This window comes from Porphyromonas uenonis 60-3 (genome assembly GCF_000174775.1).
GTDB classification, from domain to species: Bacteria; Bacteroidota; Bacteroidia; order Bacteroidales; family Porphyromonadaceae; genus Porphyromonas; species Porphyromonas uenonis_A.
In genome coordinates, this window is record NZ_ACLR01000120.1 from 19,700 (window position 1) to 33,304 (window position 13,605).

At 54.3% G+C, this 13,605-nt stretch carries 13 protein-coding genes; all 13 read left to right on the forward strand.

The genetic code is table 11. The features are described 5' to 3' along the window. Window positions 1–10: 10 nt before the first annotated feature. The gene (locus tag PORUE0001_RS03790) at window positions 11–832 is read left to right on the forward strand and encodes a DUF4292 domain-containing protein (RefSeq protein WP_007365146.1); all 822 of its coding nucleotides are present in this window, start codon (window positions 11–13) and stop codon (window positions 830–832) included. A 25-nt stretch (window positions 833–857) separates the two neighbouring features. After that, complete coding sequence (locus tag PORUE0001_RS03795; protein ID WP_007365138.1) at window positions 858–2,159, forward strand: murein hydrolase activator EnvC family protein; 1,302 nt, start codon at window positions 858–860, stop codon at window positions 2,157–2,159. A 30-nt stretch (window positions 2,160–2,189) separates the two neighbouring features. Continuing rightward, a complete protein-coding gene (ribF, locus tag PORUE0001_RS03800) occupies window positions 2,190–3,143 on the forward strand; it encodes a riboflavin biosynthesis protein RibF (protein WP_050771557.1) in 954 nt (317 codons plus the stop codon). Window positions 3,144–3,439: 296 nt separating this feature from the next. After that, a complete protein-coding gene (locus PORUE0001_RS03805; protein ID WP_007365177.1) occupies window positions 3,440–4,375 on the forward strand; it encodes a GIN domain-containing protein in 936 nt (311 codons plus the stop codon). 56 nt (window positions 4,376–4,431) lie between these two features. Continuing rightward, entirely contained in the window at window positions 4,432–5,154 is a 723-nt protein-coding gene (locus PORUE0001_RS03810; RefSeq protein WP_007365148.1) for a Bax inhibitor-1/YccA family protein, read from the forward strand. Window positions 5,155–5,172: 18 nt separating this feature from the next. Next, entirely contained in the window at window positions 5,173–6,174 is a 1,002-nt protein-coding gene (gene porQ / locus PORUE0001_RS03815; protein ID WP_007365165.1) for a type IX secretion system protein PorQ, read from the forward strand. Then, on the forward strand, window positions 6,164–6,850 hold the full coding sequence (gene cmk, locus PORUE0001_RS03820) for a (d)CMP kinase (protein ID WP_007365144.1): 687 nt from the start codon (window positions 6,164–6,166) through the stop codon (window positions 6,848–6,850). The genes porQ and cmk overlap by 11 nt, the downstream gene beginning before the upstream one ends. A gap of 24 nt (window positions 6,851–6,874) precedes the next feature. Continuing rightward, window positions 6,875–7,777, forward strand: a complete 903-nt coding sequence (locus tag PORUE0001_RS03825; RefSeq protein WP_039865569.1) for a 4-hydroxy-3-methylbut-2-enyl diphosphate reductase — start codon at window positions 6,875–6,877, stop codon at window positions 7,775–7,777. A gap of 12 nt (window positions 7,778–7,789) precedes the next feature. After that, window positions 7,790–8,833, forward strand: coding sequence for a DUF4369 domain-containing protein (locus PORUE0001_RS03830; protein ID WP_007365133.1), 1,044 nt, complete (start codon window positions 7,790–7,792; stop codon window positions 8,831–8,833). After that, the gene (locus PORUE0001_RS03835) at window positions 8,826–10,379 is read left to right on the forward strand and encodes a YifB family Mg chelatase-like AAA ATPase (protein WP_007365175.1); all 1,554 of its coding nucleotides are present in this window, start codon (window positions 8,826–8,828) and stop codon (window positions 10,377–10,379) included. The genes PORUE0001_RS03830 and PORUE0001_RS03835 overlap by 8 nt, the downstream gene beginning before the upstream one ends. A gap of 61 nt (window positions 10,380–10,440) precedes the next feature. Then, on the forward strand, window positions 10,441–11,622 hold the full coding sequence (gene porV, locus PORUE0001_RS03840) for a type IX secretion system outer membrane channel protein PorV (RefSeq protein WP_039865550.1): 1,182 nt from the start codon (window positions 10,441–10,443) through the stop codon (window positions 11,620–11,622). 12 nt (window positions 11,623–11,634) lie between these two features. Next, a complete protein-coding gene (gene ispF / locus PORUE0001_RS03845) occupies window positions 11,635–12,111 on the forward strand; it encodes a 2-C-methyl-D-erythritol 2,4-cyclodiphosphate synthase (protein ID WP_007365167.1) in 477 nt (158 codons plus the stop codon). Between the two features lie 566 nt (window positions 12,112–12,677). Continuing rightward, complete coding sequence (locus PORUE0001_RS03850) at window positions 12,678–13,598, forward strand: mechanosensitive ion channel family protein (RefSeq protein ID WP_007365169.1); 921 nt, start codon at window positions 12,678–12,680, stop codon at window positions 13,596–13,598. Window positions 13,599–13,605 lie beyond the last annotated feature (7 nt).

A 13,605-nucleotide genomic window follows, 5' to 3' on the forward strand; every position in this document is an offset into this window, starting at 1 on the left:
TGGACAAGCAATGAGACACTCCTTACCATATACCCTCCTCCTGATCAGTAGCCTGCTACTGCTCCTAGCTTGTGGCACACGCACCACTCACTCTAGCTCTCCAAAGGCACCCACAGTCGCAGACGAGGGAGGCTGCGCTCTAGGCGACTCGTGGCTTTCTGACCAAATCCTCCAGATCAGCCACACGCCCGAGCATCGCATCGCTAATGCTGAGCTATCTCTAGGCAACTCGCAGCTATCCACACGTATAGACCTCTTTGTGGATCAGAGCGAGGGCATGATGATATCGGCTCGTCCGCTCCCCTTCATTGAGGCTCTGCGCATCTACGTGCTCCCCGACCACGTCGCTCTGTACGACATGATGCACGACGCCAAGGTCACTATCACTTACTCTGAGCTGAGCGAGCAACTTGCGGCTGAGGTCTCCTACACACTCCTGCGCGACCTGCTCCTCGGGCAGCCCACTTATCTAGCCGATAGTGAGTACAGCGTTGAGAAAGGCTCCCTCGAGGTCTCACTCCATAGCCCCAAGGGCAAGCCCTGGGTCGCCAACTATCTGGTCAATGCGCAATGCCAGCTAGGGGCTATCCGCATTGCCTCCACAGACCAAAGCCAAAAAGGCTATCTGCAGGGACGGTACAGCTACCAGAGTGGCTCCAGCAAAGCCATTGCGACACAGCTCCTCGTCTCTACCCCTCGCAAGCGTCTCTCCATGCAGCTAAAGTATAGCAAGAGCAAAGTGCTCAGCCCAGCCCAACTACGCGAGCGCATCACCGAGCCTCGTGATGGCTATAAGACTATGACCCTAGACGAGTTACTTAGGCTCCTTTAGTTTTCACACACTTCCCCATTGATTTATGTCACACCTCCGACGGTTACTCTATACCTTCTGTCTACTCACGCTCACAGGCACTCTGCTCTTGGCACAGCAACCCAAGAAGTCCGCAGCCGTACGCAAGCTTGAGAAGCAGCGTACCGAGCTACTCAACGCTATCAAGAAGACCGACAAAGAGATCAAGGCTCTCGGTCAGAGCCTATCCGAAAAGAACCGACAAGACAAACTTGTTCGTCAGCAGATCAAAGACCGAAGCCAAGTCATCTCACTCTTAGACCAAGAGGTCTCTCTGCTCAACGTCTCCATCGATTCGCTAGCCAGACAGATTGGTGTGCTACAGCAAGAGGAAGAGGTAAGCCGTGGACGCTATGCCCAGACACTGCGAGCACTCCAGCAGCGCCCCCGCTTTGAGGATCGGCTGCTCTTCATCCTCTCCGCCTCCAGCTTTGACGAGGGCATACGTCGTGTGCGCTACCTCTCCGCTTATGCTAGAGCGCACAAGGAGGTCGCAGCACAGCTACACGACACCCGTGAGAGACTCCAAGCGAGCCAAAACCAACTCATAGCGACCAAGCAGCAGAAAGGGACGCTCCTACAGCTACGTGCCGAGGAGCGTGTCAAGCTAGAGCAACAGCAGAAGAGCATCGCCTCCGAGGTCAAGGAGCTCTCTTCCGAACGGCAATCACTCCAGAAGAAGCTTAAGCAGCAACAACGTAAGGCAGAGCAGCTCAACCAAGCTATCCAAGATCAGATAGCTCGTGAGATAGCTGAGGCAGAGCGCAAGGCACGTGAGGAGCGTGAGCGCCTCGAGCGTGAGGCTCGTAATAAGGGGCAGAAAGTGCCCAAGCAGGCTGAGCGTCGCGCCGAGACCAAGGATGGCTATGCGATGGATGCTACCGAGCGTAAGTTGGCTAGTTCCTTTGCTGCCAACAAGGGACGGCTCCCCGCACCTGTCAAGGGGCGCTACCGTGTCATCAGACGCTTTGGTCTCCAGCAGCACGACGACCTAGCCCTAGTGCAGACACGCAATGGCGGTATCGACATACAGGTGTCACGAGGCACCCAGGCGGTCGCCATCTTTGACGGAGTAGTCAGCAAGGTTTTCGTCGTGCCAGGCTACAACAACTCCATCATCATACGTCACGGTAACTATCTGACCGTCTATGCCAACCTGCAGAACGTCTCAGTCCGAGCAGGGCAAAAGGTCAAGACAGGTCAAGTCCTAGGCACCGTGGCGAGTGACGATGAGGGACAGTATGGAGTCATGCAGTTCCAAGTATGGCACGAGCGCACCAAGCTCAATCCCCAAGCCTGGATAAGATAAAGCCACACCCTCATAAAAGCAGTTCATCCGATGCAAAGAGCAGAATCCACGAGGCATCTAGTCGTTGCCATGGGAGCCTTCGATGGAGTACATCTAGGGCACCAAGCACTCATCCGCCAAGTCCTCACGATAGCCGAGCGAGACCACTTGACCTCAGGAGTCGTTACCTTCGATCCGCACCCGCAGCTGGTGCTACACCCCGAGCGTCCCTTCCGCCTCATCACGCTAGAGCGAGAGAAGGAGCTACTCCTGCACCAGATGGGCATAGAGCGGGTCGCTGTCATCCCCTTTACAGTGTCCTTGTCACAGATGAGTGCCGAGGAGTTTCTCCGCACTTACCTCGACGAGCAGCTACATATCCACACACTCGTCGTGGGCTTTGACCACCACTTCGGTCACGACAAGGGGCTCGACTTTGCTGACTATCAGGCGATAGCGCAGCACTACGGCATACGCTGCATACGTGGAGAAGCATATACCTTGGGAGACAGCACGAGCCAAGACCCCATCAGCTCGACCGCCATACGTCGCTGGATAGACACTGGAGCCGTGACCGAGGCGGAGAGACAGCTAGGACACCCCTACACCATCTTGGGCAAAGTCAAAACAGGTCTTCAGATAGGGCGCAAACTGGGCTACCCGACCGCCAATATAGAGGTACCCTCCCCCTACAAAGCGCTTCCACCCGCTGGCGTCTACATGGCACGCACGACCATTGATCCCTTTGGAGCGACACAGCAGCGAGATATACCGAGCATGCTCTACATAGGCACACGCCCCACGCTCGAGCTAGCCAAGGAAGAGACGATGATTGAGGTCTTTCTAATGGGTGGCGAGGAGTACCACCTCTACGGTCAGGAGCTACAGATCTCCCTCTGCGATAGACTACGTCAGGAGCTACACTTCGAGAGCCTAGATGCACTGCGCAAGCAGATCACCCGCGACGAGGAGGCGGTGCGGCGCTACTTCCAGCTCTCCGACTAATCACGGTCCAAACGACCCAACCCAAGGGGCTGTATCGCGATGTTGCGGTACAGCCCCCTCTTTTTGCCCGCTAAGCTAGGTTTCACCTAGTGAAACTAAAGTTTTCCCCCCTTGGCACTAAAGTTTCATACAGGAGAAACTAGAGTTTCATTCCGAGGAAACTAGAGTTTCTTACCGAGGAAACTGTTGGCATCTCTGCACTTTTTTGTATCTTCGTAGCTACAAATAGGGTGATTGGTCTCTTGATGCAAGATTGACCTTATGAGACCAGCTCCTGCCATCCTCCTAGAATCTCTATGAAACAACGCAATATATCCCTCTCTCACCTGTCCGACAGGCTCTCCGACATACCAGTCCCAGTGAGTGTACGGAGATGGCGCCAAGGCGCTATAGCTGGCGGAGTCCTCGCCTCTGGTGTAGCCGTCTCCGCTCTAGCACTACTCTACTGGTTGCGACGCCTGCGTAGCAAGAGCTACAGCTACGATACGAGGAGCTTTGACACGCTAGAGATAGGAGCGGGAGTGCAGATACAGATAAACTTTGACACCGTCTCACACGCCTCGCTCAGAGTCTCCTATCCCAACGCTCTAAGGCATCGCGTGAAGGTGCGTATGAGCAATAAGACGCTATCGATCAGCCGCCTGCCCTATCACAATCGATGGGTGCCAAGAGAGGTCTTCGCAGAGCTCACATTGCCATCGATCAGCCAGCTACGTGTGGTCGGTGATGCTAAGGTGGTAGCAACGGGATGCAACAAGCCTGAGACATCCTTTGACCTGCTACAGATTGGTGGACAGGTAGAGGGCTTGACCATCGAAGCCAACTATGCCGAGATGCAACTACGTGGCAGTGCTAAGGCGAATCTATATCTCTCGTGCAAGCAGTCCTTCATAGGCTACAGCGGTTCACCTGAGATACGTGCTGTACTGCAGTCTGATGGGGAGACCCACATCACAGCGACTGGATCTGGGCGCGCTACACTACTAGGGCGCACCAAGACACTCTCCCTGACAGCCTCCGACCGCTCTGTCGTCGAGGCGAACACGCTAAGTGTCGAGACGGCTGATGCGCTACTATCAGACAGTGCAGAGTGCCAGCTACATGTGACAGACCAACTCTCCTACACACTCTGCAACGAGTCAAAGCTCGGACTCATCCAGCCCCCGAAGCGGATAGCAAAATCTGATGTCCTAGACTCGGCAACACTAGAAACACTAGACGGGAAGCGCTAAAGCGCATCTCGCTCCATCATATCCTAGATAACGTAATACTTTAACACTTTAATATTATGACAACACCTCCTCCTTACAACCCTTCCAACGACACAGCTTCTGAGGGTCAAACCTATATGGTAGCCCCATTGGTTAGCACAGTGATGCGCAAGACCTTCGGCTGGATGGCTATGTGCCTGCTGATCACGGCACTGACTGCTATGGGCTTTGTAAATAGTGGGCTTTTCTATCATATAGCTTCATCGGGAGCGATGTGGCTACTCATCATTGCTGAGCTGGTACTGGTCTTCGTCCTCTCGGCTCGCATCAACAAGATGAGCGTGGCGACAGCTACCATCATGCTGATAGTCTACTCAGCACTCAATGGTGTAACGCTCTCGTTCATCTTCGTGGTATACAGTCTGGGCTCCATTGCTAAGACCTTCTTTATCACCACAGGCATGTTTGGCGTGATGGCTCTCGTGGGGGCTACGACCAAGCGGGATCTATCTAAGCTGGGTTCTATCCTATTCATGGCACTGATAGGTCTCATCATCGCTTCGCTGGTCAATATCTTCCTACGCTCGAGCGGTCTAGATTGGATCATTAGCCTCATCGGAGTGGTACTCTTCACCGCTTTGACTGCTTATGATGTACAGCGCGTGAAGCAGCTAGCTGCTGAGAGTGACCTCTATGACGATACGCAGGTGGGACGGCTGGCTGTGATCAGCGCACTGTCTCTCTATCTAGACTTTATCAACCTATTCCTATACCTCTTGAGGTTCTTCGGACGCAAGTAACGTCTCTACTGCAGACCTATGCCTCGAGCATCTCTCGGGAGTACACTACTCCTACTACTTTTCGGCCTCCTCCCCTATACTACGGTACAGGGGCAGGAGGCGCACACTTTTGGCTTCCTGCTACAGCCTCCCTCGGCACAGTCGCTCGCTATGGGTGGCAAGGTCATCTCCTACATAGATGCGAACCCTGGGCTGGCTCTGGACAACCCCGCACTCTATGGACACGAGGTGGCGGGACGAATGTTTCTCTCCTACTTCAACTACATGCGTGGTACGCACAGTGCCAATGCGCTCTACGGACTACCTGTCGGTAAGCGTGGTGCCTGGGCGGTCGCTCTGCGCAGTACCTACTATGGCAAGATGCAAGGGTACGACACGCAGGGGGTGGCGACGGCTCCGTTTCAAGCGATGGAGATGTCGCTCTCGGGGCTTTACAGCTACGATCTGACCGACCGACTAAGAGGTGGCTTGGCGCTCAAGATGCTCTACGGGCAGATCGAGCGTTACTCGGCCTTTGCGCTTGTAGCTGATGCGGGGCTGAGCTACTACCGCTCCGACTGGGGCACTTCGCTAGGTATGACCATCTCCAATGTGGGCGGTATGCTCAAGAGCTACGGGCTCTCACGTCGTATGCCACAGTGGGACATTCGTCTCGGGATGTCGCAACGCCTGGCGCACGCGCCGATACGCTTTCACCTCACGCTACATGGTTTGACACCTTATAATATACAGACCTGGGGAGCGGGACGGTCGACGGGCGTGCGCATAGCGAGTCACTTCGCAGGTGGTGTGGAGTTTGTCCCGTCTGAGCAGTTTTGGGTAGGCATTGGGTACAATGCGAAGCAAGCTGTGGATCTCTCGGAGCGAGGAGCTAAGAGCCTGAGTGGTCTTTCGGCTGGTGTGGGCTTTAACCAAAGGCACTACCGCCTGGCGCTCGGTGCAACCTATTATAATCCGCAAATGTTGGGGCTGATGTTTTCATTCTCCACAACCTTTGGCAATGACAAGTATGTCTACTAAGCAGATACAGATAGCAATCGATGGATACAGTGCCTGTGGCAAGAGTACGCTAGCACGTGCACTAGCCAAGGAGCTGGGCTACACCTATGTAGATAGTGGCGCTATGTACCGTGCCGTGGCTCTCTTTGCGATGAGACGTGGGCTATGGGATGGCGAGCAGTTTGAACTAGACAAGCTACGTGAGGAGCTGGATGGGGTGCTGGTAACCTTCGACCCTAAGACTGGACACACGCTCCTCAATGGCGAGGATGTGGAGTCTGAGATTCGCACGCTAGAGGTCTCTCGTCCGGCTAGTGTCGTGGCGAGCTATGACTTCGTACGCACGATGCTCGTGGCGCAGCAGCGCCGTCTGGGCGAGGCGGGTGGTATCGTGATGGACGGTCGGGATATTGGGACGGCCGTCTTCCCAGAGGCTGAGCTCAAGATCTTTCTCACAGCAAGCCCCAAGGTGCGTGCACAGCGACGCTATGACGAGCTGCGAGGCAAGGGCGACCAGACGACAACAATGGAGATGGTCTCGGCAGACCTAGCCGACCGTGACTATAGAGACTCACACAGAGCGATCAATCCGCTCCGCCAAGCTGAGGATGCGGTCGTCATAGACAATAGTGAGCTGACCATCGATGAGCAGACGCAAGTAGCTCTGCAGATAGCACGAGAGCGGGAGCAAAAGTAGATAAGCGTGAAAGCAAACAATCAGATAGGACGCGTCGAGATAGATCCCGAGTCGGGCTTCTGTTTTGGCGTCATCAAGGCGGTCTCTCGTGCTGAGGAGATACTGCGCCAGGAGCATGGCGAGCCACTATACTGTCTAGGCGACATCGTCCACAATCGTGCTCAGGTGGATCGGCTGGAGTCTCTCGGCATGCGTACGATAGACCACGAGCAGTTTAGCCATCTGAGCAATGCTCGTGTACTGTACCGAGCTCACGGCGAGCCTCCCGCCTCCTACACCTACGCTGCAGAGAACGGCATAGAGGTGGTCGATGCGACCTGTCCTGTGGTGCTAAGACTACAGCAGAAGGTAAGGCAAGCGTACCTCCAGCATGCGAATGATGATACACAGATTGTCATCTTTGGCAAGCCTGGACATGCAGAGGTCAATGGACTGGTCGGACAGACCGATGGGAAGGCGATCGTGGTGCGAGAGCCTAAGGACTTAGACTTGGTAGACTTCGCACGCTCCATCGAACTCTTTTCGCAGACCACCATGCAGGAGGATCAGCTTGAGGAGATGCTTTCGCTCATTCAGAGCCGTCTGAGCGACACGGCGACGCTCGTTTCTCACAATACCATCTGTCAGCAGGTCTCTCGTCGCATTCCCAACATTCGAGAGTTTGCCAAGAGCCACGACCGCATCTTCTTTGTCTCTGATCAGAAGAGCTCCAACGGACGCGTCCTCTATCAGAACTGCCTTGAGGTCAATCCTAATACGACCTTCATCACCTATCCCTCCGAACTGACCTACGACCTAGTTCCCTCGCACGAAGAGTCTATCGGCGTATGCGGAGCCACGAGCACCTCTCGTGAGCAGCTACAAGAGATCGCCGAGATCATCACCCGATGGATGCAACAGCGCCAAAACGCTGCTCAGTCAAATTAAACAATACACCTTATGAGACGCCTGCCCCACCCCTTTACCACCCTAACGTCCCTGCTCACCTGCCTGCTCCTGCTCGTATCTTGCGGTAGTGGTGAGGTGCAGATAAAGATTGATAGCGAAAAGGCCGACAACACTGGCTACACGGCACTCCTCTACACGCTACAGGATGGCGGAGCACGCATTGACACGCTCGCCTTCACCAAGGCGGGGGAAACTTTTACCTACACCTTCGATCGAGACTCTATCCACGGAGCGTACATCGTCGTGGGAAACTTTGAGCAGTACTACCCGCTAGACCTGCAGAGCCAGAGTAAGGTGCGCTTTCATCTAGAGGTCGCCTCACCGCACAACTGCTACGACCTGGACGAAGCTAAGAGGACGGGCTACAAAGCTTTCCTCAAGAAGGCAACCCCGCTCCTACGCACCTACGACCAGGCGGTAGCGGACAATGATTTGGACAATGCCAACAAAGAGGCAAAGCTGGTGATGCAAGAGTTCATCGCCTTTGCCTCAAACCTCAAAAAGAAGGAGCAGAAGCGCTATGCTGGGCAGATGGACTGGGCGCTGGAGATCATGTCTCTCTATGAGGACGGCTTGTCGCAGTTGCGTCAGGCACTTATGGACGGCACGATAGACTCCGCACTCTTCACGCCTGAGATCTATCAGTTTGTCATCACCCCTTCGTCAGCTAGCCAAAAGAGCTATCCCACCCTACGAGCCATCAATAAGAGCGACACCATCACATGGCGCCCCTCTAGCTATCCTCAGGGACGCATCCTCTTCGGCTCAGACATAGAGTGGACGCATGTGCGCATACCGCAAGGCACCCAGCAGTCGATCACGTTGCTCCTGCCCCTCGGGAGCGTAGACTCGCTAGGACAGATCGCCAATCGCCTAGGAGCTTACAACTACGTCATTGATGCGCCCGAGCCTCTCCGTGTGCAGCTCTACAGAGCCTTAGCTCCAGACGAACAGGCTGGCGTGATGCACTACCGTACCGACAGTAATCACGCTCTGGTCGTGGACTCCATCTCTTATTTCCAATACAATGAGTAAGCTCGTCAAGACCTATTCCTCAGCCCTCGTCAGCCTCGATGCGCTCCTCGTCACCGTCGAGCTCAGTGTCTCCAAGGGCTTCAACATCAGCATGGTGGGACTGCCCGATGCAGCCGTACGAGAGTCGCTCTCTCGTGTTTACACCGCCTGCCACTCCTGCGATGCGCACCCTAAGAGCTTTAAGACGGTCATCAACCTAAGCCCAGGCGATGTACGCAAGGAGGGGACGGTCTTTGACCTCCCCATCGCTGTGGCACTTCTTGCCGCCAATGAGATCATCCCCGAGGAGCCACTCTCAGACTATGTGATGGCTGGCGAACTATCTCTCGATGGCACCTTGCAGCCTGTCAAAGGTATACTCCCGATGGCCATCATGGCTAGAGAGCAGAAGTTCAAAGGAGTCATCGTGCCCAAAGAAAACGCTCGCGAAGCTGCCGTCGTCAACGACTTAGAGGTCTACGGTGTCGAGTCGCTTAGAGAGGTGATAGACTTCATCGCTGGGAGAGCGAAGCTAGAGCCGACGACAGTCAACACCCGCGAAGAGTTTGCTCAGCAGCAGTGCTTCTCTTCGGTAGACTTCAGCGAAGTCAAGGGACAGCCCGCCCTCGTTCGAGCCATGGAGGTCGCAGCCGCAGGGGGACACAATATTATTATGATCGGTTCGCCAGGATCAGGCAAGTCAATGGTCGCCAAGCGTCTGCCCACGATCCTACCGCCACTCACCCTCCACGAAGCACTCGAGACCACCAAGATATACTCCGTAGCGGGTGCTCTCAAAGGTAATGTGTCCCTGATGAAGAGCCGCCCCTTCCGTGCGCCCCACCACACCATCTCCAATGTAGCACTCGTCGGTGGTGGCACGACCCCTCGTCCAGGCGAGGTGAGCTTGGCACACAACGGGGTACTCTTCCTCGATGAGCTCGCCGAGTTCAATCGCGTAGCCCTCGAGTTGCTACGCCAACCGCTTGAAGACCGCACCATCACCATCTCTCGTGCCAAAGCAACCTTCAGCTATCCCGCTTCCTTCATGCTGGTGGCTGCGATGAATCCCTGTCCTTGTGGTTACTACAACGACCCCAACCGTGAGTGTACCTGTCCTCCAGGTGCTCCCGCTAAGTATTTGCAAAAGCTTTCCGGTCCTCTCTTAGACCGCATAGACATACAGATCGAGACCCGTCCCGTGGACTTTGACTCCCTCTCCGATCGTCGCCCCTCCGAGAGCAGTGCTGCGATCCGAGAGCGCGTTATCAAGGCGAGAGAGATACAGCTTCAGCGCTTCGCTCCCTACCCTGGTATTCACTGCAATGCGCAGATGACCCCACGCTTGATGAAGCAGTTCGCCTATGTCGAGGGTGACGCCATGCAGATACTTCGACAGGCCATGATACAGCGCGACCTCTCTGCGAGAGCGTACGACCGCATCCTCAAGGTGGCTCGCACCATTGCCGACCTTGACGGTTCCGAGCAGATCTCGCTTAAGCATATCAGTGAGGCGATCAACTACCGCAACCTGGACCGCTCCTCTTGGGGCATCGTCTCCGTCTAGCCATAGGTTAATACAATAAACAGGCTTCCTCCGCCGTTAGTTCAGTAAAACAATAGACTCTATGAAACTTCGCAATCTATTCATAACCACTCTTATGCTCCTAGGCTTGGGGGCGCTAACGTCTCACCTCACAGCGCAGGAGGTGAGCCAAGACAGACGCTTCAACCCAGTGCTCACCTCAGTACCCTCGCTCAATATCAACCCGAGCGCCCGTGCTGCGGGTCTAGCCGATATGGGTGTCTCGACCACGCCAGACGTACAGTCTCAGTACTTCAACCCCGCTAAGTACGCCTTCCTCAGTAGCAAAGCTGGGATCAGTATGTCCTACACTCCTTGGCTCGCTAAGCTGGTCAAGGATATCAAGCTCATGGAGCTAGTCGGCTACTATAAGATAGGTCGTGAGAGCAACCAAGCGCTGAGTGCCTCGGTACGCTACTTCTCCTTTGGTGCTATTGAGCAGTTTGACAACATGTCCAAGTCTCTCGGTGAGGCGCACCCCAATGAGTTTGCCGTAGACTTTGGCTACGGGCTACAGCTCTCTGACAGCTACTCGATGGCGGTCGCTCTACGCTACATCCGTGCCGACAACAACCTCGCAACGGGTGAGAAGAGCGCAGGCAATGCCTTTGCAGCAGACATTTCGGGCTTCTACAACCGTTACTTTGACCTAGGCTCTGCCGAGAGCTTGTGGACCTTTGGTTTCAACATTAAGAACATCGGTACCAAGATCTCTTACGACAACGGCGGCACCAGCATGTTTATCCCGACCAATCTCTCGCTTGGTACGGGACTCCTCTACCCCTTTGATGAGTACAATGCACTGGCAGTCAATATGGAGGCAAGCAAACTCCTTGTACCGACCCCTCCCGTAAAGGATCAAGCCAACCCCGAGGCATACGATGCTGCTCGCCAAAAGTATCTCAACACCTCCTCCATCGCAGGCATCTTCACCTCCTTTGCTGACGCCCCTGGCGGATTCAAAGAGGAAATGCAAGAGATCTCTTACAGAATCGGTGCTGAGTACAGCTACAACAACCGTTTCTTCCTACGTGCTGGCTACCACTACCTGCACCCCTACAAGGGTAACCTGCAGTACTTCACCGCTGGTGCTGGCTTCAAGATGAACGTCTTCAGCATCGACGCTTCCTACCTCGTCTCGACCGTCCAGAGCAACCCGCTCGACCAAACGCTCCGCTTCACCATCGCCTTCGACTTTGACGGCATCCGTGAGCTACTCAAGTAAGCCACCACGAGCATGACCTGCAGCTACCGCATAGGCTCTGGCTACGACATCCATCGCACCACGCCAGACCGACCGCTCATCCTCTGTGGCATACAGATTCCCAGTCCGCTAGGACTGCTCGGTCACTCCGATGCTGACGTAGCGCTACACGCTCTGATGGACGCACTCCTTGGGGCCATCGGACAGCGAGACATCGGCTACCACTTTCCCGACACCGACGAGCGGTACCGTGGAGCCGACAGCACGAAGCTCCTCGCCACCGTCATGCAGATGGTACGCGAGGAGGGCTGTCAAGTAGTCAATGCCGACCTCACCATCATCGCTCAGCAGCCCAAGCTCTCGTCCCATATCCCGCAAATGATAGTGCGCCTCAAGGAGCTACTCGACACCCCGTGTGTCAACGTCAAGGCGACCACCCACGAGCATCTCGGGCCGCTCGGCAATAGCGAGGGCATCGCAGCGCAAGCCGTTGTACTGCTTACTTACTGATCATTTAGCGGTAAATAGCGCAGCAATCTCCGCAATACTATATCTATAGCCACGAAGGAAATCAGCGTTCCTCCGTGGCTATTTTTCATTCTCCCGAGGAAATCTCCTCGCGCCTCCGAGAGCAACTTTATTTTCATGCCTATGAAAATCCATTTTCATTAGAAGGAAACAGGCAAACAGGGGCTAATGACGGTAAATTCGCTTTGATCTGCTCGGTAACTTCCCGACTAATCTTGGTTTCTCCTGAGGAAATCGGAAAACTCCAGGGAGCAAACGAATATTCTCCACGGAGGGCCGAAATAAAAGTTCGGAAGAATGAAATGAAACTTCGGAAGAAAGATTTCGAAGTTCCGATGAATTTTTCATTTTCTCGCTGGATAATCCAAAAGCTCCACCGAGGAATTGTCCGATTTCCTTGATAGTGTCGGATTTGCAGTTACTCAGCATCGCCCGTCAGCCCCAGTTGTAATTAACCGTTGTGAGGTTAGGTTGTCGCTTTTTTGTACCTTTGGCACTGCTAACTGAATGCTGTCGCACGAGCGATAGTCCGAACGAAACAGAAACGTATGCCTGAGATAAATCCAGAAAACATTATCCTCCCCGACTCGGCTCTTACGAAGGAAGAAATTGTTGATAGCATCGTCAACTTCAACCTGGCTGACACCCTCGGCTCTTGGATTGATGCAGCGCTTGATATAGGTATCCGCGTACTGCTAGCACTTGTCATATTCTATATAGGTCGCTGGCTGATACGCATCGTCATGAAGGGCGTGACTAAGATCCTCGACAGACGTATTGAGCCGCTGGGACTACGGCACTTCATACGCTCTATAGCTCGTGCGGGGCTCTGGATCGTATTGGTCATCATGGTGATCAATATCCTTGGCTTTGCAGCTGTATCCTTCGCTGCCTTGCTCGCCTCTCTCGGTGTGGCTATCGGTATGGCACTCTCTGGTCAGTTGCAAAACTTTGCGGGTGGAGCTATCATCTTGATTACACACCCCTTCCGCATTGGCGACTACATTGTTTACCAAGATGTTGAGGGTACGGTACAGGATATTGGTATCTTCCACACCTCTATCACCACTACGGACAATACAAAGATCTACCTGCCTAATGGTAATCTGAGCACCAATATCATCAAGAACACCTCCGAGATGCCTAATAGACGGTGTCAGTGGAAGTTCCTTGTGGACTACGACGTACCTTTTGAGCGTGCCAAGGGGATCCTCCTCACGGAGCTTCTCAAGGATCCGCGCGTGCTACAGGATCAAGGGGTGCTAGCCGTCATCTCTGATATGACGGAGAGCAACTATACAATCATGATCCGCGTGTGGTGTACTAATGACAATATGTGGGATCTCTTTTGGGACTTCAATGGTAAAGCTACCGAGCTCTTTGCGGGCGAAGGCTTCCCACGTCCATACTCCAAGGTTGAGCTACGTAATAGCACGCCATATAATAAGGAGACCAAGTCTGACGACTAGTCTCTTG

What these genes read in the sequence shown, in the direction of transcription:
- PORUE0001_RS03790 (WP_007365146.1), top strand. Translation starts at nt 11, where the DNA reads ATGAGACACTCCTTACCATATACCCTCCTCCTGATCAGTAGCCTGCTA.
- PORUE0001_RS03795 (WP_007365138.1), top strand. Translation starts at nt 858, where the DNA reads ATGTCACACCTCCGACGGTTACTCTATACCTTCTGTCTACTCACGCTC.
- ribF (WP_050771557.1), top strand. Translation starts at nt 2,190, where the DNA reads ATGCAAAGAGCAGAATCCACGAGGCATCTAGTCGTTGCCATGGGAGCC.
- PORUE0001_RS03805 (WP_007365177.1), top strand. Translation starts at nt 3,440, where the DNA reads ATGAAACAACGCAATATATCCCTCTCTCACCTGTCCGACAGGCTCTCC.
- PORUE0001_RS03810 (WP_007365148.1), top strand. Translation starts at nt 4,432, where the DNA reads ATGACAACACCTCCTCCTTACAACCCTTCCAACGACACAGCTTCTGAG.
- porQ (WP_007365165.1), top strand. Translation starts at nt 5,173, where the DNA reads ATGCCTCGAGCATCTCTCGGGAGTACACTACTCCTACTACTTTTCGGC.
- cmk (WP_007365144.1), top strand. Translation starts at nt 6,164, where the DNA reads ATGTCTACTAAGCAGATACAGATAGCAATCGATGGATACAGTGCCTGT.
- PORUE0001_RS03830 (WP_007365133.1), top strand. Translation starts at nt 7,790, where the DNA reads ATGAGACGCCTGCCCCACCCCTTTACCACCCTAACGTCCCTGCTCACC.
- PORUE0001_RS03835 (WP_007365175.1), top strand. Translation starts at nt 8,826, where the DNA reads ATGAGTAAGCTCGTCAAGACCTATTCCTCAGCCCTCGTCAGCCTCGAT.
- porV (WP_039865550.1), top strand. Translation starts at nt 10,441, where the DNA reads ATGAAACTTCGCAATCTATTCATAACCACTCTTATGCTCCTAGGCTTG.
- ispF (WP_007365167.1), top strand. Translation starts at nt 11,635, where the DNA reads ATGACCTGCAGCTACCGCATAGGCTCTGGCTACGACATCCATCGCACC.
- PORUE0001_RS03850 (WP_007365169.1), top strand. Translation starts at nt 12,678, where the DNA reads ATGCCTGAGATAAATCCAGAAAACATTATCCTCCCCGACTCGGCTCTT.